15 protein-coding genes and 1 pseudogene are annotated in these 16,987 nt (G+C 70.9%); 12 read left to right on the top strand and 4 right to left on the bottom strand.

Annotated features, from left to right (window positions below; translation table 11 throughout):
• Both NS331_RS26830 and NS331_RS22140 read left to right on the top strand, forming a co-directional pair.
• Positions 1-191, top strand: a pseudogene (locus tag NS331_RS26830) (tripartite tricarboxylate transporter substrate binding protein); the annotation flags it as partial.
• Between the two features lie 378 nt (positions 192-569).
• The gene (locus tag NS331_RS22140) at positions 570-854 is read left to right on the top strand and encodes a DUF4148 domain-containing protein (RefSeq protein WP_058644101.1); all 285 of its coding nucleotides are present in this window, start codon (positions 570-572) and stop codon (positions 852-854) included.
• A 60-nt stretch (positions 855-914) separates the two neighbouring features.
• On the opposite strand, the gene NS331_RS22135 is transcribed toward NS331_RS22140, so the two are convergent.
• Both NS331_RS22135 and NS331_RS22130 read right to left on the bottom strand, forming a co-directional pair.
• Positions 915-1,385 (bottom strand): MaoC family dehydratase, encoded by a 471-nt coding sequence (locus tag NS331_RS22135; protein WP_058644104.1) that lies wholly within the window; start codon positions 1,383-1,385, stop codon positions 915-917.
• A gap of 150 nt (positions 1,386-1,535) precedes the next feature.
• Positions 1,536-2,159, bottom strand: coding sequence for a nucleotide-binding protein (locus NS331_RS22130; protein WP_058644100.1), 624 nt, complete (start codon positions 2,157-2,159; stop codon positions 1,536-1,538).
• 140 nt (positions 2,160-2,299) lie between these two features.
• Here NS331_RS22130 and kefF point away from each other — a divergent pair, with 140 nt between their 5' ends.
• Positions 2,300-2,956: a glutathione-regulated potassium-efflux system oxidoreductase KefF gene (kefF, locus tag NS331_RS22125; protein WP_058644103.1), complete on the top strand. Its 657-nt coding sequence runs from the start codon at positions 2,300-2,302 to the stop codon at positions 2,954-2,956.
• A 2-nt stretch (positions 2,957-2,958) separates the two neighbouring features.
• Positions 2,959-4,791, top strand: a complete 1,833-nt coding sequence (kefC, locus tag NS331_RS22120) for a glutathione-regulated potassium-efflux system protein KefC (RefSeq protein WP_058644099.1) — start codon at positions 2,959-2,961, stop codon at positions 4,789-4,791.
• A gap of 183 nt (positions 4,792-4,974) precedes the next feature.
• On the opposite strand, the gene NS331_RS22115 is transcribed toward kefC, so the two are convergent.
• Entirely contained in the window at positions 4,975-5,838 is an 864-nt protein-coding gene (locus tag NS331_RS22115) for an amidohydrolase family protein (protein ID WP_058644098.1), read from the bottom strand.
• Between the two features lie 103 nt (positions 5,839-5,941).
• Between NS331_RS22115 and NS331_RS22110 the strand changes: the two genes are divergently transcribed.
• From NS331_RS22110 to NS331_RS26360, 8 genes are all read left to right on the top strand, one after another.
• On the top strand, positions 5,942-6,715 hold the full coding sequence (locus NS331_RS22110) for a crotonase/enoyl-CoA hydratase family protein (RefSeq protein ID WP_058644097.1): 774 nt from the start codon (positions 5,942-5,944) through the stop codon (positions 6,713-6,715).
• A gap of 26 nt (positions 6,716-6,741) precedes the next feature.
• Positions 6,742-8,643 carry a feruloyl-CoA synthase gene (locus NS331_RS22105; protein WP_242873857.1) on the top strand — a complete coding sequence of 634 codons (1,902 nt, stop codon included), beginning with the start codon at positions 6,742-6,744 and terminating at the stop codon, positions 8,641-8,643.
• A 145-nt stretch (positions 8,644-8,788) separates the two neighbouring features.
• Positions 8,789-9,553 carry an SDR family NAD(P)-dependent oxidoreductase gene (locus NS331_RS22100; protein WP_058644096.1) on the top strand — a complete coding sequence of 255 codons (765 nt, stop codon included), beginning with the start codon at positions 8,789-8,791 and terminating at the stop codon, positions 9,551-9,553.
• A 67-nt stretch (positions 9,554-9,620) separates the two neighbouring features.
• Positions 9,621-11,435, top strand: coding sequence for a tannase/feruloyl esterase family alpha/beta hydrolase (locus NS331_RS22095; RefSeq protein WP_058644095.1), 1,815 nt, complete (start codon positions 9,621-9,623; stop codon positions 11,433-11,435).
• A 34-nt stretch (positions 11,436-11,469) separates the two neighbouring features.
• Complete coding sequence (locus NS331_RS22090) at positions 11,470-12,456, top strand: Bug family tripartite tricarboxylate transporter substrate binding protein (RefSeq protein ID WP_058644094.1); 987 nt, start codon at positions 11,470-11,472, stop codon at positions 12,454-12,456.
• A 207-nt stretch (positions 12,457-12,663) separates the two neighbouring features.
• Complete coding sequence (locus NS331_RS22085; protein WP_058644093.1) at positions 12,664-14,358, top strand: tannase/feruloyl esterase family alpha/beta hydrolase; 1,695 nt, start codon at positions 12,664-12,666, stop codon at positions 14,356-14,358.
• Positions 14,359-14,385: 27 nt separating this feature from the next.
• A complete protein-coding gene (locus NS331_RS22080) occupies positions 14,386-16,083 on the top strand; it encodes an acyl-CoA dehydrogenase family protein (protein ID WP_058644092.1) in 1,698 nt (565 codons plus the stop codon).
• An 18-nt stretch (positions 16,084-16,101) separates the two neighbouring features.
• Positions 16,102-16,299, top strand: a complete 198-nt coding sequence (locus NS331_RS26360; protein ID WP_153012985.1) for a hypothetical protein — start codon at positions 16,102-16,104, stop codon at positions 16,297-16,299.
• A gap of 42 nt (positions 16,300-16,341) precedes the next feature.
• On the opposite strand, the gene NS331_RS22075 is transcribed toward NS331_RS26360, so the two are convergent.
• Positions 16,342-16,809, bottom strand: coding sequence for a GFA family protein (locus tag NS331_RS22075; RefSeq protein WP_082702697.1), 468 nt, complete (start codon positions 16,807-16,809; stop codon positions 16,342-16,344).
• Between the last annotated feature and the right edge of the window lie 178 nt (positions 16,810-16,987).

Raw genomic sequence — 16,987 nt, 5'->3', positions numbered from 1 at the left:
CCAAGCCGGTGGTGGAGCAGGGTAATGCGGGGCTGGGAAAGCGGGCCCCCCTGCCCGAGTGCCGCGCGCGCATCGAGGACACCGGCGGCCAGGTCGTCACGACCACGCTGCCGCAGGCCAGCGACTACCTCAATGCCGAGTTCACGCGCTGGGCGAAGGTGGTCAAGGAACGAAACATCAAAGCAGACTGAGAGCCCACCCCGGTTGGACTTGCTCACTTCGTGTGGCCGGCCTCTCCCCCTCGAGGGGCGCACCCGGCGGCCCGGCAAAGCCGGGTCCGCGGGTGCACTGGCTTGGCCTGCTCCGCGGCCTTTCGATCAGTGTGGGGGCGGCGCCGGTTTCGTGACGGGCGGGTGGCGGGCTGGCGCTGAGGAAGCTGAAACGGGCCGCGGAGTCTGGCATTGCAGGAGCGGCGGGCTCATCGGACCGCGGCGTCGTTGTAAGACGGGCGCGCATGCCTTCCGGCACGTGAATCCAGCCCGGTGAGCTGGGCGTATCTGAATCGTGCGCCGGTTCTGTCCCATGCGGCAGGCCGGGCTCCCTTTCAACCACGCCCCAGGAGTCTCTCCATGAACCGCAAGCTCACCGCCCTCGCCCTCGCCGCTTTCTTCGCCGCTGGCGCCGCCCATGCCGTTGACGGCGAAATGTCGCCCAACCCGCCTGCGCCCTTCCAGCCGATGCTGTCGCGCACGCAGGTGCAGGCCGAGGCGCGCAATGCACCCACGCCCACCAATGGCAGCACCGGCGTGATGCAGCTGCGCAGCGGCACCGACCGCGCCACGGTGCGCGCCGGCGCCGTGGAGACCGCCCGCCAGGGCGGCTGCGCCAACTGCGCCGAAGTCGGCACGATGTAAGCGCCAGGCGGCGGCTGACCCGCGCCACGCGTTGGGGCCAGCCGCCCCGCCCGCGCCCCGTCAGGGATAGCGCCGCACCACCGATTCGGCCACGCAGGCCGGCTTGTCCACGCCCTCGAGCTCGATGGTCGTTTGCCAGACCATCTGGTAGCCACCACCGTCGATGGGGTCGCTGGACAGCAGCTTGAGGTGGCCGCGCAGGCGGCTGCCCACCGGCACCGGCGCCATGAAGCGCACGCGGTTCAGGCCGTAGTTGACGCCCATGCGCGCCTCCACCACCTCGACCGCCGTGTCGAAGAAGGTGGGCAGCAGCGACAGTGTCAGGAAGCCGTGCGCGATCGGCGCGCCGAAGGGGCCGGCCTTGGCCTTTTCCACGTCCACGTGGATCCACTGGTGGTCGCCGGTGGCCTCGGCGAACTGGTTCACCTGCGCCTGCGTGATGGTCGTCCAGTCGCTGGTGGAGATGTCCTGGCCGGCACAGGCACTGAGGTCGGCGAGGGTCTGGAAGGTGCGCTTGGTCATGCGCGGCATCATGCCGCCGTCATGCGGCCCGCGCTGTCGGCGTCGGGACAGGCGGGCTCCGGGCTTTCCCGAAAAAGCCGGCAATCTTTTCGGCGGCATCCGCCAGGCCAATGGCAGACGACAGGGCGCCTTGCCGGCGTTCGGCGCCCCGCCACCTGCTCAGCCTTCCAGCCAATCGACGAGCGGTTGCCATTGCGCCAGATCGCGCTCGTAGCGCGCCGGCGACAGGTCGAACAGCGTGAGCCCGTGCGCCGCCAGCTGCACGTAGTTCTGCGTCTCCCGCAGCTCCGTCACCAGCGGCATACCCAGTTGCGCGGCGAATTCGCGCAGCCGCTCGGCCGCCAGCGTGCGGCCGTTCACCCGCATGCCCACCAGGCCGACGCGGTGGGCGCCCTTGCCGTCGGCGCGCTGCGCCAGCCGGTCCAGGAAATCGCGCGTGGCATAGATGTCGAACAGGCTCGGCTGCACCGGCACCACCACCCGGTCGGCCAGCGCCAGCACCTCCTTGAAGCGCCAGCCATGCAGGCCGGCCGGCGTGTCCAGCACCGCATGCGTGGTGCCGGCAGGCGGCCGCACGATGCTGCCGTCGCCCTGCGCCGCCCAACCGCGGATGGGCGCCGCCTGCGACGGCCGCAGCGACAGCCAGAGCTGCGCGGACTGCTGCCGGTCCACGTCGCCCAGCATGACGGCATGGCCGCGGCTGGCGAAATAGCCGGCGATGTTCGTGGCGAGGGTCGACTTGCCGACACCGCCCTTGGGATTGGCGACGAGAACCACCGGCATGCAGCACTCCAGGAGGTGGACGACCGCCAATGGTAGGCCGCGCGCGCGACGGCCGTCGTGCCGCGGGCGCCCCCGCCGCAGGCGCGCCGCGCCGAAAGGTCGCGATGCCGCCCGCGCCCGCTTGAGATATGGTCGCCGCCATGCCGAGCATTCCAACCCCAACATCCGGCGCAGTTCCCCAGGCGCAGCCCGTCATCTACGTGCTGGCGGCCCATCCGCACTGGCGCGAATCCCGCGCCAACCGCCGCCTGCGGGATGCCGCCGCGCAGTTGCCGGGAGTGCAGGTCAACGACCTCTACGCGCGCTATCCCGACTACGTGATCGACGTCGACGCCGAGCAGGCGCGCCTGGCCGCGGCCGACCTGGTGGTGATGCTGCATCCCATCCAGTGGTACAGCATGCCGCCGCTGCAGAAGCTCTGGCTGGACGAGGTGCTCGGCTACGGCTGGGCCTACGGCCCGGGCGGCCGGGCGCTGCGCGGCAAGGCGCTGTGGCTGGTGGCCAGCACCGGCGGCGCGCAGGACAGCTACCACCCCGCCGGCTACAACCGCTATTTCTTCGACGCCTTCCTGCCGCCCTACGAGCAGACCGCCGCCCTGTGCGGCATGCGCTTCCTGCCGCCGCTGCTGCTGCACGATGCCCGCCGCGTGCCCGAGGCCGAACTGGCCGCGCACGTGGATGTCTTCGTGCAGCGCCTGGCCCGCTACCCCGACTGGCCCGAGCTGGAAGACCTGGCCGACTGCCCCGAATGCGCCGTGCCCCTGGGCGACCGGCCCGAACCCGCCCGCGCCGCCTGACCATGGAACATTCCCCCGCCTGGCTGACCAACAGCCTGATCTACCTGGGCGCCGCCGTGCTGGTGGTGCCGCTGTCGCGCGCCCTCGGCCTGGGCGCCATCATCGGCTACCTGGTGGCCGGCATCGCCATCGGCCCGGCCGGGCTGGGCCTCGTGGCCAGTGTGGAAGAGGTGCTGCACTTCGCCGAGTTCGGCGTCGTGCTGATGCTCTTCCTGGTCGGCCTGGAGCTGGAGCCGCGGCGGCTGTGGCTGCTGCGCCGGCCCATCTTCTGCTGGGGCAGCGCACAGGTGCTGGGCTGCGCCGTGGTGCTGTTCGGCGTCGGCTGCCTGGCCGGCGCGCCCTGGCGCGTGTCGCTGGTGGCGGCGCTGGGCCTGGCCCTGTCGTCCACCGCCATCGCACTGCAGGTCTTCGGCGAGCGCAAGCTGCTCAAGACGGCCAGCGGCCAGGCCGGCTTCTCGATCCTGCTGTTCCAGGACGTGGCGGCCATCCCCATCCTGGCGCTGCTGCCGGTATTGGCCAGCGGCCCGGCCGACGCGCCGCTGGACGCCACCGCCCGCGCGCTGGAGGCCGCCAAGATCGTCGGCGTGGTCGGCGGCATCGTGCTCGGCGGCCGCCTGCTGCTGCGGCCGATCCTGCGCTGGATCGCGCGCAGCAACACGCCGGAGATCTTCACCGCCGCCTCGCTGCTGCTGGTGGTGGCCATCGCGGCGCTGATGCAGTTCGTGGGCCTGTCGATGGCGCTGGGCGCCTTCCTGGCCGGCGTGCTGCTGGCCGAAAGCGAATACCGCCGGGAGCTGGAAACCGACATCGAGCCCTTCAAGGGCCTGCTGCTGGGCCTGTTCTTCATCGCCGTGGGCATGAGCATCGACTTCCGCGTGCTGCTGGCGCAGCCGCTGCTGATGGCGGCGCTCGTCGTGGGCTTCATGGTGCTCAAGTTCGGCGTGATCCTGGGGCTGGCGCGGGCCATGGGCCTGCCGCCGCGCGAGCGGCCGGTGTTCACGCTGCTGCTGGCGCAGGGCGGCGAGTTCGCCTTCGTCGTCTTCCAGACGGCGGTGGGCGCGCAGGTGCTGGCACCCGAGACGTCGTCGCTGCTGGTGGGCGCGGTGGCGCTGTCGATGCTGCTGTCGCCGCTGCTGCTGGTGCTGTTCGACCGGCTCGTTCCCGACCCGCAGAGCCAGGCGCAGGTGGAGGAGATTTCCGAGCCGCAGGAAGCGCAGGTGCTGATCTGCGGCTTCGGCCGCTATGGCCAGATCGTCGGCCGCGTGCTGCTGTCGCAGGGCATGCCGGTGACGGTGCTCGACCACGACCCCGACACCGTGGAAGGCCTGCGGGAGTTCGGCTTCCGCGTGTTCTATGGCGATGCGACGCGGCTGGACCTGCTGCGCATCGCCGGTGCCGGCCATGCCCGCGCCATCGTGGTGGCGGTGGACGAGGTGGCGACCTGCCTGGCCATCGTCGACCTGGTGCGCGAGCATTTTCCGCAGGCGGAGATCATCGCCCGCGCCCGCAACCTGGGCCACTACTACCAGCTGCGCGACCGCGGCATCACGCTGGCCGAGCGCGAACTGTTCGAATCGTCCCTGCGCAGCGCGCGCTCCGTGCTGGAGACGCTGGGCTGGCCGGCGCACGAGGCGCGTGAAGCCGCCATGCATTTCCGCCTGCGCAACCTTCGCATCGCGGAGGACAGCTATCCGCACTACAAGGACCGCAAGAAGCTCATCGCCGTGGCCAAGGAGGGCCGCCAGCAGTTCGAGGAGCAGATGGCCCGCGAGCGCGAGGACCGGCGCCGGGCGCGCGACTCGTGGGGCGTGCGGCAAGACGGCCGGGAGGGGTGACGGCGCGGGGCTCCTGCTCCCTCTCCCCTTGCGGGAGAGGGCTGGGGAGAGGGGTCGACGGCCGGGGCCAGGCGCGTGGCGTTGGTGCCGCCCCCTCTCCCCAATCCCTCTCCCGCGAGGGGAGAGGGGCTTCCAACGCCAGTGCCGCGAAGTGCGGGGCGCGAGGTGCGGGGCGCTGCAGCTCTACGTCAATCCCAGAAGCCGCACTGCGTTGTCCTTCAGGATGCCCGGCATCACCTCCGGCTTGAAGCCGGCCTCCTGGAAGTCCTTCATCCACCGGTCCGGCGTGATCAGCGGGTAGTCGCTGCCGAAGAGGATGCGGTCCTTCAGCAGCGTGTTGGCGTACTGCACCAGCTGCTTCGGGAAGTACTTGGGGCTCCAGCCCGACAGGTCGATCCACACGTTGGGCTTGTGCGTGGCCACCGACAGCGCCTCGTCCTGCCACGGGAAGCTGGGGTGGGCCATGATGATCTGCATGTCCGGGAAGTCGATGGCGACGTCGTCCAGGTGCATCGGGTTGCTGTACTCCAGCCGCAGGCCGCCGCCGCAGCGCATGCCCGAGCCGATGCCGCTGTGGCCGGTGTGGAAGATGGCCGGCAGCTTGTGCTCGGCGATCACTTCATAGAGCGGCCAGGCCATGCGGTCGTAGGGATGGAAGCCCTGCACCGTCGGATGGAACTTGAAGCCCTTGACGCCGTGGTCCTCGATCAGCCGGCGCATCTCGCGCGCACCCATCTTGCCCTTGTGCGGATCGACGCTGCCGAAGGCGATCATGATGTCGCTGTTCTTCTGCGCCGCCTCGGCGATCTCCTCGTTCGGGATGCGGCGGCGGCCCAGGTTGGACTCGCTGTCCACGCCGAACATCACCAGGCCGATCTTGCGCTCGCGGTAGTAGTCGATGCTCTCCTGGATGCTCGGACGCCGGCTGGAGCGGAAGTACTTGTCGGCCGCGCGGTCGTATTCCTCGCCGTAGTTGTCGAAGGGGTTCCAGCAGCTGATCTCGGCGTGGGTGTGGATGTCGATGGCGCTGAGGTTCGCGATGTCCATGGGGCGCGTCTCCGTTCGGGTAAGTACTGATGAGTTGGCCGTTCCGGGCCGTTGAATTGATTATTTTCAATAACCATAATCGATCCAACTTCCGAACGCAATCATGACCCATCCGGACCTCAGCCTCGACATCCAGGGCGACATCGCCATCGTCCGCCTCACGCGGCCGGCCAAGCGCAACGCGCTCAACGACGGCCTGATCCTCGCCCTGCGCGACACCTTCCAGAACCTGCCCGATACCGTGCGCGCCGCGGTGCTCGACGGCGAGGGCCCGCATTTCTGCGCCGGGCTGGACCTGTCGGAGCTGAGCGAACGCGACGCCGGCGCCGGTGTGCGCCATTCGCGCATGTGGCACGCCGCGCTGGAACTGGTGCAGCACGGCCCCGTGCCCGTGGTCGCCGCGCTGCACGGTGCGGTGGTGGGCGGCGGGCTGGAACTGGCCAGTGCGTGCCACATCCGCGTGGCCGATGCCAGCACCTTCTATGCGCTGCCCGAAGGCACGCGCGGCATCTTCGTGGGCGGCGGCGGCTCGGTGCGCATCCCGCGCCTGATCGGCGTGGCCCGCATGACCGACATGATGATGACCGGCCGCGTCTACAACGCCGAGGACGGCGAGCGTGCCGGCTTCGCGCAGTACCTGGTGCCCGAAGGCGCCGCCTTCGACAAGGCCGTCGAGCTGGCACGCCGCATCGCCACCAATGCGCCGCTGACCAACTACGCGCTGATGCATGCCCTGCCCCGCATCGCCGAGCAGGGCGCCGACCACGGCTTCTTCACCGAGGCGCTGATGGCCGGCATCGTGCAGGACGCGCCGGAGGCCAAGGCCCGGGTGCGCGCCTTCCTCGAAGGCAAGGCCGCGAAGGTCAGCAAGGGCTGAGGCATCGGTCCCCATCGGAGAAGAACATGACGGAGACACTGGACATGCCCACGCCCACCGCCACCGCCGCACCGGCCGCCCGCTACCGCGCGCTCGAATTCGGCATCACCCGCGCCGTGCTGCGCGAGGCCGAGGGCGGCGTGCAGTACCTGCAGGCCGACAAGCCGCTGGCCCACCATGCCCACCGCATGACCGACCGGCTGGTGTACTGGGCCGCCATGGCGCCCGACCGCACCTTCGTCGCCCGCCGCGCCCGCAATGCCGACGGCAGCAGCGGCGACTGGATCCGCATCAGCTACCGCGAGGCGCTGGCCAAGGCCCGCGCCATCGGCCAGGCGCTGCTGGACCGCGGCCTGAGCGCCGAACGGCCCGTCGCCATCCTGAGCGAGAACAGCATCGAGCACCTGATGCTGGCGCTGGGCGCACTCTACGTGGGCATTCCGCACTGCCCGGTGTCGCCGCCCTATTCGCTGGTCAGCAAGGACTACGACAAGCTGCGCCACGTCATGGCGACGCTCACGCCCGGCCTGGTGTTCGCCAGCGACACGCGCTATGCGGCCGCCATCGCCGCCGTCGTGCCGGCCGACACCGAGGTGGTGCTGGGCGGCGGCACGCTGCCCGGCCGCGAGGTGACGCCGCTGTCGCAGCTGCTGGCCACCGAGCCCACCTCGGCCGTCGAGGCGGCCATGCACGGCACGCATCCGGGCACCATCACCAAGTTCCTGTTCACCTCGGGCTCCACCAAGAACCCCAAGGCGGTCATCAACACCCACCGCATGTGGTGCGCCAACCAGCAGCAGCTGCGCGCCTCCATTCCCGCGCTGGGCGAAGAGCCGCCGGTGCTGGTCGACTGGCTGCCCTGGAACCACACCTTCGGCGGCAACCACAACGTCGGCATCGTGCTGGACAACGGCGGCACGCTTTACATCGACGACGGCAAGCCCACGCCCGCCGGCATCGCCGAGACGCTGCGCAACCTGCGCGAGATCGCGCCCACGGTCTACTTCAACGTGCCCACCGGCTTCGAGTACATCGCCAACGCGATGGAGGAAGACCCGGTGCTGCGCAGGAAGCTGCTGTCGCGCTGCCGCATGTTCTTCTACGCCGGCGCCGCCCTGCCCCAGGCCGTGTGGGACCAGCTGCACCGCCTGCAGGAGGCCGAGATCGGCGAGCGCCTGGTGATGGGCACCGGCCTGGGCATGACCGAGTCCGGCCCCTTCGGCCTGTACATCACCCGGCCCGAAGTGCGCACCGGCGACCTGGGCCTGCCCACCGCCGGCATGGAGATCAAGCTGGTGCCCACCGACGGCAAGGTCGAGATCCGCTACCGCGGCCCCAACGTCACGCCCGGCTACTGGCGCATGCCCGAGGCCACGCACGAGGCCTTCGACGAGGAAGGCTTCTTCAAGACCGGCGACGCCGTCACGTGGATCGACCCCGACAACATCCACCTGGGCCTGCGCTTCGACGGCCGCATCGCCGAGGACTTCAAGCTGGCCACCGGCACCTTCGTGAGCGTGGGCCCCCTGCGTGCCAAGGTGATCGCCTTCGGCGCGCCCTATGTGCAGGACGTGGTGCTCACCGGCATCAACCTGAAGGAAGTCGGCGCGCTGATCTTCCCGACCCAGGCGGTGCGCGAGCTGGCGCCCGGGCTGCCGGCCGATGCGCCGCTGAAGGACGTGCTGGCGCATGCCGACGTGCAGCTGCACTTCCAGAAGGTGCTGGACCGCCTGGCGGCCGATGCCACCGGCAGCGCCAACCGCATCGCCCGCGCGGCGCTGGTGGCCGAGCCGCCCTCCATCGACAAGGGCGAGATCACCGACAAGGGCTCGATCAACCAGCGCGCCGTGCTCAAGCACCGCGACGAGGCGGTGCAGGCGCTGCATGCCGACACCCTGCCCTTCACGCTAAAGCCCCAGTGGCAGTAGCCATCGGCTCCCTCCCCCGCTGGGGGAGGGCTGGGGTGGGGGCCTGCGGCGGTCGAAAAGCGGCAACGCATCCAGCGCCCAGGGCCCCCCTTCCCAACCTTCCCCCAGAGGGGGAAGGCGCAAGACCCGACAAGGAGATGAATTCATGAAGATCGAAGGACAGAGCGCGCTGGTCACCGGCGGCGCTTCCGGTTTGGGCGAAGCCACGGCCCGCGAACTCGCCCGCCTGGGCGCGAAGGTGGCGGTGCTCGACCGCAACCTGGAGCAGGCCAAGAAGGTCGCCGCCGACATCGGCGGTACCGCATTCGCCTGCGACATCACCGACACCGCCAGCGTCGAGGCCGCCCTGGCCGCCGCGGCCGAGGCCCATGGCCCGGCGCGCATCCTGATGAACGTGGCCGGCATCGGCAGCGCCAAGCGCATCGTCGGCAAGGACGGCAGCGCCGCGCCGCTGGAGGACTTCGCCCGCGTCATCCAGGTCAACCTGATCGGCACCTACAACGTGAGCCGCCTCTTCGCCGCCCGTTGCGCGAAGCTCGAAGCGCTGGACGGCGGCGAGCGCGGCGTGATGATGTTCACCGCCTCCGTCGCCGCCTTCGACGGCCAGGTGGGCCAGCAGGCCTACAGCGCTTCCAAGGGCGGCCTGGTGGGCATGACGCTGCCGATGGCGCGCGACCTGGCGCAGCACGGCATCCGCGTGTGCACCGTGGCGCCCGGCATCTTCGCCACGCCGCTGCTGCTGGAACTGCCGGAGCCGGTGCAGCAGTCGCTGGCGGCGTCCATCCCCTTCCCCCCGCGTCTGGGCAAGCCCTCGGAATTCGCCGAGCTGGCCTGCCACATCGTGACCAACGGCCACCTCAACGGCGAGGTGATCCGGCTGGACGGCGCCCTGCGCATGGCGCCGCGCTGACCCCCGGGGCGGCAGAGGGCCGCCCCCTTGTGCGAAGACCTTCACCACAACCACACGGAGACAACCGATGACGAAGAAGGAAGACGGCAAGACATTCGCGCTGCGCGCCCTGGCGGCCGCGGCGCCGCTGGCGCTGCTGGCGGCCTGCGGCGGCTCGGGCAACGACAACGCCCAGAACGCGGCCCTGGCAGCGGCGCTGATCGCGGCCAACCGGCCGGCGCCCGCGCCGGCCCCCGCACCCTCGCCCGCGCCGGCCCCGGCGCCCGCGGTGGAGACCATTCCCCAGCTGTCGGCGGCCGTGGGCGCCTCGCTGCAGTCCTGCACGGACCTGGCCACGCGCATCAGCTTCGCCAACACCACCATCACGGCATCGACGCTGGTGACGGCAGGCACGCTCAAGGTGGCGGGCACCGACGTGCCCGAGCATTGCCTCATCACCGGCAGCATGTTCCCGCGCACCAGCAGCGTGGACGGCAAGAGCTACGCCATCGGCTTCGAGATGCGCCTGCCGCGCGCCTGGAACGGCCGCTTCTACTACCAGGCCAACGGCGGCCTGGACGGCAGCGTGGTGACCGCCACCGGCACGCTCGGCGGCGGCCCGCTCACCGGTGCGCTGTCGAGCGGCTTCGCCGTGCTCAGCTCCGACGCCGGCCACACCGCGGCCGTGGGTGCCACCTTCGGCATCGACCCGCAGGCCCGCCTGGACTACGGCTACCAGGCCGTCGCCAAGCTCACGCCCATGGCCAAGAGCACCATCCAGACCGCCTACGGCAAGGGCCCGGACCGCTCCTACTTCGGCGGCTGTTCCAACGGCGGCCGGCATGCCATGGTCGCCGCCTCGCGCTATGCCGACCAGTACGACGGCATCATCGCCGGCGACCCGGGCACCCGCCTGCCGCTGGCCGCCACGGCCAACATCGCTGGCGCGCAGACCTATGCCACGCTCGCCACCACGCCCGGCGACCTGAGCACCGCCTTCACCCAGGCCGAGCGCACGCTGGTGACCAAGGCAGTGCTGGCGCAGTGCGACGGCCTGGACGGCGCCGCCGACGGCATGGTGCAGGACACCGCCGCCTGCCAGGCGGCCTTCGACATCAACCGCGACGTGCCCACCTGCGCCACCACGCGCAACGGCACCTGCCTCTCGGCCGACCAGAAGACGAAGATCGACAAGCTGTTCAAGGGCGCCACCACGCCCAGCGGCACGCGCATCTACAGCAGCTTCCCCTACGACGCCGGACTGGACACCGATGGCTGGAAGTTCTGGAAGTTCACCGTGCCGCTCGCACTCGACTCCGGTTCGGTGGGCCTGGTGTTCCAGTCGCCGCCGGAAGACCCGAGCTTCAACGGTCCCAACTTCGCGCTGACGGCCAACCTCGACACCGTGCTGGCCAAGGTGCTGGGCACCACCAGCCTGTACACCGAGAGCAGCATCGCCTTCATGACGCCGCCCAACTACGGCAAGCTGCCGGCGCTCAAGAAGCGCGGCGCCAAGCTGATGGTCTACCACGGCACGGCCGACCCGATCTTCTCCAGCGACGACTCGGTCAACTGGTACCAGCAACTGCAGCAGGACAACGGCGGCGACGCGTCCAACTTCGCCCGGCTGTACCTGATCCCCGGCATGAACCACTGCTCGGGCGGCCCGGCCACCGACCAGTTCGACATGCTCAGCGCCATGGTGAACTGGGTCGAGAAGGGCCAGGCCCCCGACCGCGTGGTGGCCAGCGCCCGCGGCACCGGCAATGCCGGCGGCGTCAATGCCGACCTGCCCGCCACCTGGTCCGCCAGCCGCAGCCGGCCGCTGTGCCCCTATCCCAAGGTCGCCCGCTACAACGGCACGGGCAGCCAGGAAGACGCGGCCAGCTTCAGCTGCCGCTGACACCGACTTTTTCCCTCGCTCTCCGGAGACATCCATGCAACACCGTCGTCACTTCCTCCAGACCCTGGGCGGCGCCGCCGCCCTGGGCGCCATCTCGCCGCTCACGGCCTTCGCGCAGGCCATCGAGCAGGTCAAGATCATGTATGGCTTCCCGGCCGGCAGCGCGGGCGACACCGTCGCCCGCCGCGTGGCCGAAAAGATCGCCGGCACCGCCTATGCCAAGGGCGCCTACGTCGAGAACAAGCCGGGCGCCGGCGGCCGCATCGCGGTCGAGACGCTGAAGAACTCGCCGCCGGACGGCTCGGTGCTGACGCTGGCGCCGGTGTCGGCGCTGTCCGTCTATCCGTACATCTATCCCAAGCTCACGTACAAGCCGGAAGACGTCACGCCGGTGTCCATCGGCGCCATCATGTTCCACGGCCTGGCCGTGGGCCCCGCGGTGCCGGCCGAGGTCAAGACGCTGAAGGACTTCCTGGCCTGGGCCAAGGCCAATCCCGGCCAGGCCAGCTACGGCTCGCCGGGCGCCGGCTCCATGCCGCACCTGCTGGGCGCGCTGCTGGGCCTGCGCTCGGGCGTGGAGCTCAAGCACGTGCCCTACCGCGGCACCGTGCCCAGCATCACCGACCTGGTGGGCGGCCAGATCGCCGCCGCCATGAACCCCAGCGGCGACTACCTGCAGTACATGAAGAACGGCCGCGTACGCGTGCTGGCCACCTCGGGCAGGAAGCGCTCGCCCTACCTGCCGGACGTGCCCACCTTCACCGAGCTGGGCTACCCGGACGTGACCTCGGAGGAATGGTTCGGCTTCTACGCCCCGGCCAAGACGCCGGCCGCCACGCTGGCCTCGGCCAATGCGGCGATCAACGCGGCGCTGAAGGACAAGTCGGTGATCGACTCGCTGGCGCTGGTGGGCCTGGTTGCGCATGGCACCACCGCGCAGGAGATGGCCGCGGACCAGAAGGCCGAGTTCGAGCGCTGGGGTCCCCTGGTCAAGCAGATCGGCTTCACCGCGGAATCCTGATCGCCCCCAGGCTGCGCGCTTCGCGCTTCGCCTACCCCCTCGCGGGGGCGCTCCCGGCGGCCTGGCAAAGCCAGTTCCGCGGGAGCCCTGGCGTGGCCTGCGCCGCGGCCATTCGACGAACGTCGCGCGTGCTGCCGCGACATCGTTGCTTCTCGTCAGCGCCGGCTCTTAGGATGCCGGCTTCGCGCCATTTGCGAGACCCCTCCCATGACCGCCCTCCGCCTTGCCGCCACCTGCGGCGCCATCGCCCTTCTTGCTGCCTGCGGCTCGCGCCCGCCCGACGCGGCCACGGCCATGAAGGCCGCGCGGCCGGGCGAGCTGCATACCTGCGAACGCCTCGAAGCCGCGCCGGGCGTGGTGTTCACCGCCGTGCGCAGCGTGCCGGCCGGCCCGGTGGCGGTGCGTGGCGGCAGTGAACAGGCGCCGGCCCACTGCCTGGTGCAGGGCCGCATGGCCGAGCGCACCAGCCCGGTGGACGGCCAGCGCTATGCCATCGGCTTCGAGCTGCGGCTACCGCAGGCCTGGAACGGCCGCTTCCTGTTCCAGGCCAACGGCGGGCTGGACGGCGTGGTGGTGCCGGCGCTGGGCGGCATCGGCGGCGGCGGGCCGCGCAGCAATGCGCTGGCCATGGGCTTTGCCGTGGTCAGCAGCGATGCCGGCCACCCGGCGCCCAATCCGCGCTTCGGCCTCGACCCGCAGGCCCGGCGCGACTACGGCTACAGCGCCGTCGCGCAGCTCACGCCGGTGGCCAAGCAACTGGTGGCGCAGGCCTATGGCCGGCCGGCCGACCGTTCCTACATCGCCGGCTGCTCCAACGGTGGCCGGCATGCCATGGTGGCCGCCTCGCGGCTGCCGCAGGCCTTCGACGGCGTGCTGGCCGGCGACCCCGGCTTCCACCTGCCGCGCGCGGCCGTGGCCCAGCTGTATGGCGCCCAGCAGTACGCGCCGCTGGCCACGGGCAAGACGCCGCAGGGCGAGCCCGACCTGCAGACCGCCTTCACGCCCGGCCAGTTGCAGACCCTGTCGCGCGCCGTGCTGGCGCGCTGCGACATGCTGGACGGCCTGACCGACGGCATCGTCGGCGACCTCAAGTCCTGCCAGGCCCGCTTCAACTTGGGCCGCGACGTGCCCACCTGCACCGCCGGCCGGCAGGACAGCTGCCTGGACCCGGCGCAGAAGATGGCCCTGGCCCGCGTCTTCGCCGGCGCGCGCGACGGCAGCGGCCGCGCGCTCTACAGCAGCTTCCCCTTCGACCCCGGCGTCGCCGGTGCCAACTGGCGCGAATGGAAGTTCGCCAGCCCCGCCACCCGCGATGCCGGCGCCGTGGCCTTCATCTTCAGCACGCCGCCGCTGGCCGACCGGCCGCAGGGCCTGCCCTTCGCCCTCGGCTTCGACATGGACCGCGATGCGCCCCGCATCGATGCCACGCAGCCGCCCTACGACGAATCGGCCATGGCCTTCATGGTGCCGCCCAATGCCGAGCGCCTGCAGTCGCTGCGCGCGCGCGGCGGCCGCATGCTGGTCTACCACGGCACCGGCGACCCGGTGTTCTCGTCCGACGACACGGCCGCCTGGTACGAGCGCCTGCAGGCCACCCATGCGGGCCGCGCCGGCGACTTCGTGCGCTATTTCCCGGTGCCGGCCATGAACCACTGCAGCGGTGGCCCGTCCACCGACCAGTTCGACATGCTCGGCGCGCTGGTCGACTGGGTGGAGAACGGCCACGCGCCGGACGAGGTGATCGCCCAGGCCCGCGGCCCTGGCAGCGCCCAGCCCAACCCCGAGGTGCCCGCCAACTGGGCCCCCGACCGCAGCCGGCCGCTGTGCCCCTATCCGGCCGTCGCACGCTTCCGTGGCGGCGACACCGAACGCGCCAGCAGCTTCGCCTGCGTCGCGCCCTGACCCGTCTTCCCGATTGCCGACCGCCCGATGGATTACACCCCCCGTCCCGACGACATCCGCTTCCTGCTCGACGCCGTGCTCGGTGCGCCGGCGCGCCTGGCCGCCCTGCCGCCCTTCGCGGAGGTCGATGCCGACCTCCAGGCCCAGGTGCTGGCGCAGGCCGCCACCTTCGTCGGCGAGGTCGTCGCCCCGCTGAACCGCGGCGGCGACGAGACCGGCTGCCGGCTGGAAGGCGGCGCGGTGCAGACGCCGCCCGGCTTCGCCGCCGCCTACCAGGCCTTCGTCGACGGCGGCTGGCCCGGCCTGTCGGCCGCACCCGAGGACGGCGGCCAGGGCCTGCCCGCGGTGCTGGAGGCGGTGCTCTACGAATGGCTGGCCGCCGCCAACCACGGCTTCACCATGGCGCCCGGCCTGCTGCACGGCGCCTACGAATGCCTGCGCCACCATGCCAGCGACGACCTGAAGGCCCGCTACCTCGGCAGGATCGCCACCGGCGAATGGCTGGCCACGATGTGCCTGACCGAGTCGCACGCCGGCAGCGACCTGGGCCTGGTGCGCACCCGCGCCGTGCCGCAGGCCGACGGCAGTCTGCGCGTGTCGGGCACCAAGATCTTCATCTCCGGCGGCGAGCACGACCTCACGCCCAACATCGTCCATCTGGTGCTGTGCCGCCTGCCCGATGCGCCGCCCGGCCCCAAGGGCCTGTCGCTGGCGCTCGTGCCCAAGGTGATGGACTACGGCCGGCGCAATGCCGTGCACTGCGAGCGCATCGAGGAAAAGATGGGCCTGCACGGCAGCCCCACCTGCGTGATGCGCTTCGACGACGCCACCGGCTGGCTGGTCGGCGAGCCCGGCCGCGGCCTGGCCGCCATGTTCGTCATGATGAACGCGGCCCGCCTGCACGTAGCGCTGCAGGGCATCGGCCTGCTCGATGCCGCCTGGCAGAAGGCCAATGCCTATGCGCAGGAGCGCCGGCAGATGGTGGCGCCCGGTGCCGACCGTGCCGCCGGGCCCAGCCCCATCGCCCTGCATCCCGCCGTCGCCCGCATCCTCGACGTGCAGCGCGCCTGGATCGACGGCGGCCGGCTGATCGCCTACCGCACCGCCCTGCAGCTGGACGTGGCCCGCCACGCGCCCGACGCCAGGGCCCGCGAACGCGCGCAGCAGTGGTGCAGCTACGTCACGCCGGTGCTCAAGGCCGCCTGCACGCAGCAGGGCTTCGACGGCGCCAGCGCCTGCCTGCAGGTCTTCGGCGGCCACGGCTACGTGCGCGAGTGGGGCATCGAGCAGACCGTGCGCGACGCCCGCGTCACGATGATCTACGAGGGCACCAACGAGATCCAGGCCATCGACCTGCTGGTGCGCAAGGTGCTGCCCGATGCCGGTGCCGGCTTCGCCGCCGCCTTGCTCGTTCTGCGCGACGAACTGGACGCCTCGCGAGACGCCGACGCCGACGTGCAGCGCCGCCTGGCCCAGCTGCGCTACCTGACCACGAACATCGCCATGGCCGCCCATGCCCGGCCCGCCCTGCCCTACGAGCTGGCCGACGACTACCTGCGGCTCGTCATGGTCACGCTGCTGGCCTGGGCCTGGGCCCGCATCGAGCAGGCCCCCGGTGCCGGCGAGCCCCAGGCCCGCGCTGCCGCCGCCTTCCGGCGCTGGGTGCTGCCGGAGTTCGACATGCGGGCGGCGATCGTCAAGAAGGCGTGCGAGCCGCAGCCTTGAGATCAATGGGAGAGCGACATGAACCCAGTCGATTCGAAAAAAACCACTCGTGCCGACGGCCTGGCCGATGACGGCGAAAAAGTCGGAGGCGCCCCGAACGCTCTGCGCGACCTGATCGCGCTGAGAGACAACGAAGGTGTGGAAGACGTTTCGCTTCTGGAGAAAGACAGCGAACCGGTTCCCCTTCGTGACCCCTTTGCCGACTGGAAGGAATGAGGGGGTGGCCGATGCCCCGTTCGGATCGACACGGCACCTCGATCAAGGCAGGGCACCATCATCCGGAGATTGCACCGGATCGCCTTCCTGTGAGCGCACCGGTGCATATGAGGGCGGAAAGCGTTCATGCTGAGGCAACGCATCGGCGATCTCGAACCATGGCGCTTTCGAACCCACGAACACGTGGCAGATCGGCCGGCCACCGGGGTCGTCGTCCAGCACGCCCAGCGCCAGCCCCAGTTCGCGAGGCTTCGCGTCGAACCGGGTGAACATGTTGGAGCCACACACCGAGCAGAAGCCACGATGTTCACCTGGCGACGACTCGTAGAAGCGCAGCAAGTCCTCGCCGCGCACCCACCGCAGATCCTGCGTGCGAATACGGCCGCGTGCACGAAATGCCGTGCCATGCGCCTTGCGGCACATGCCGCAGTGGCAATACAGCATGTCGCGGATGCTGCCGTCGATCTCGAAGGCGATGCCCTGGCACAGGCAACTGGCGCGCAAGACCATGGAAGGCTCCTTTTCGCGTGGGAAGTGCAGGCGACCGAGTCAGGGCCGGCTGGCGGCGATTTTGCGTCGCCCAACCTCGGGCTTGCGCGCAGCTCCGCGCCCACGCCCATTGCCCGGCATTCGCTCTAGACTCGTCCGCCCATGGCCATCCCCAAGCCCCGCGCCCGCAAGCCCGTCC

Source organism: Pseudacidovorax intermedius, assembly GCF_001476815.1.
In the GTDB taxonomy this organism is placed as follows: Bacteria; Pseudomonadota; Gammaproteobacteria; order Burkholderiales; family Burkholderiaceae_C; genus Xenophilus; species Xenophilus intermedius_A.
Note: the sequence above shows the minus strand (reverse complement) of the source record. Positions and strands in the feature narration are given on the sequence as shown.

What these genes read in the sequence shown, in the direction of transcription:
- NS331_RS22135 (WP_058644104.1), bottom strand. Translation starts at nt 1,385, where the DNA reads ATGCCGCGCATGACCAAGCGCACCTTCCAGACCCTCGCCGACCTCAGT.
- kefF (WP_058644103.1), top strand. Translation starts at nt 2,300, where the DNA reads ATGCCGAGCATTCCAACCCCAACATCCGGCGCAGTTCCCCAGGCGCAG.
- NS331_RS22080 (WP_058644092.1), top strand. Translation starts at nt 14,386, where the DNA reads ATGGATTACACCCCCCGTCCCGACGACATCCGCTTCCTGCTCGACGCC.
- NS331_RS22140 (WP_058644101.1), top strand. Translation starts at nt 570, where the DNA reads ATGAACCGCAAGCTCACCGCCCTCGCCCTCGCCGCTTTCTTCGCCGCT.
- NS331_RS22100 (WP_058644096.1), top strand. Translation starts at nt 8,789, where the DNA reads ATGAAGATCGAAGGACAGAGCGCGCTGGTCACCGGCGGCGCTTCCGGT.
- NS331_RS22075 (WP_082702697.1), bottom strand. Translation starts at nt 16,809, where the DNA reads ATGGTCTTGCGCGCCAGTTGCCTGTGCCAGGGCATCGCCTTCGAGATC.
- NS331_RS26360 (WP_153012985.1), top strand. Translation starts at nt 16,102, where the DNA reads ATGAACCCAGTCGATTCGAAAAAAACCACTCGTGCCGACGGCCTGGCC.
- NS331_RS22110 (WP_058644097.1), top strand. Translation starts at nt 5,942, where the DNA reads ATGACCCATCCGGACCTCAGCCTCGACATCCAGGGCGACATCGCCATC.
- kefC (WP_058644099.1), top strand. Translation starts at nt 2,959, where the DNA reads ATGGAACATTCCCCCGCCTGGCTGACCAACAGCCTGATCTACCTGGGC.
- NS331_RS22085 (WP_058644093.1), top strand. Translation starts at nt 12,664, where the DNA reads ATGACCGCCCTCCGCCTTGCCGCCACCTGCGGCGCCATCGCCCTTCTT.
- NS331_RS22105 (WP_242873857.1), top strand. Translation starts at nt 6,742, where the DNA reads ATGACGGAGACACTGGACATGCCCACGCCCACCGCCACCGCCGCACCG.
- NS331_RS22115 (WP_058644098.1), bottom strand. Translation starts at nt 5,838, where the DNA reads ATGGACATCGCGAACCTCAGCGCCATCGACATCCACACCCACGCCGAG.
- NS331_RS22095 (WP_058644095.1), top strand. Translation starts at nt 9,621, where the DNA reads ATGACGAAGAAGGAAGACGGCAAGACATTCGCGCTGCGCGCCCTGGCG.
- NS331_RS22090 (WP_058644094.1), top strand. Translation starts at nt 11,470, where the DNA reads ATGCAACACCGTCGTCACTTCCTCCAGACCCTGGGCGGCGCCGCCGCC.
- NS331_RS22130 (WP_058644100.1), bottom strand. Translation starts at nt 2,159, where the DNA reads ATGCCGGTGGTTCTCGTCGCCAATCCCAAGGGCGGTGTCGGCAAGTCG.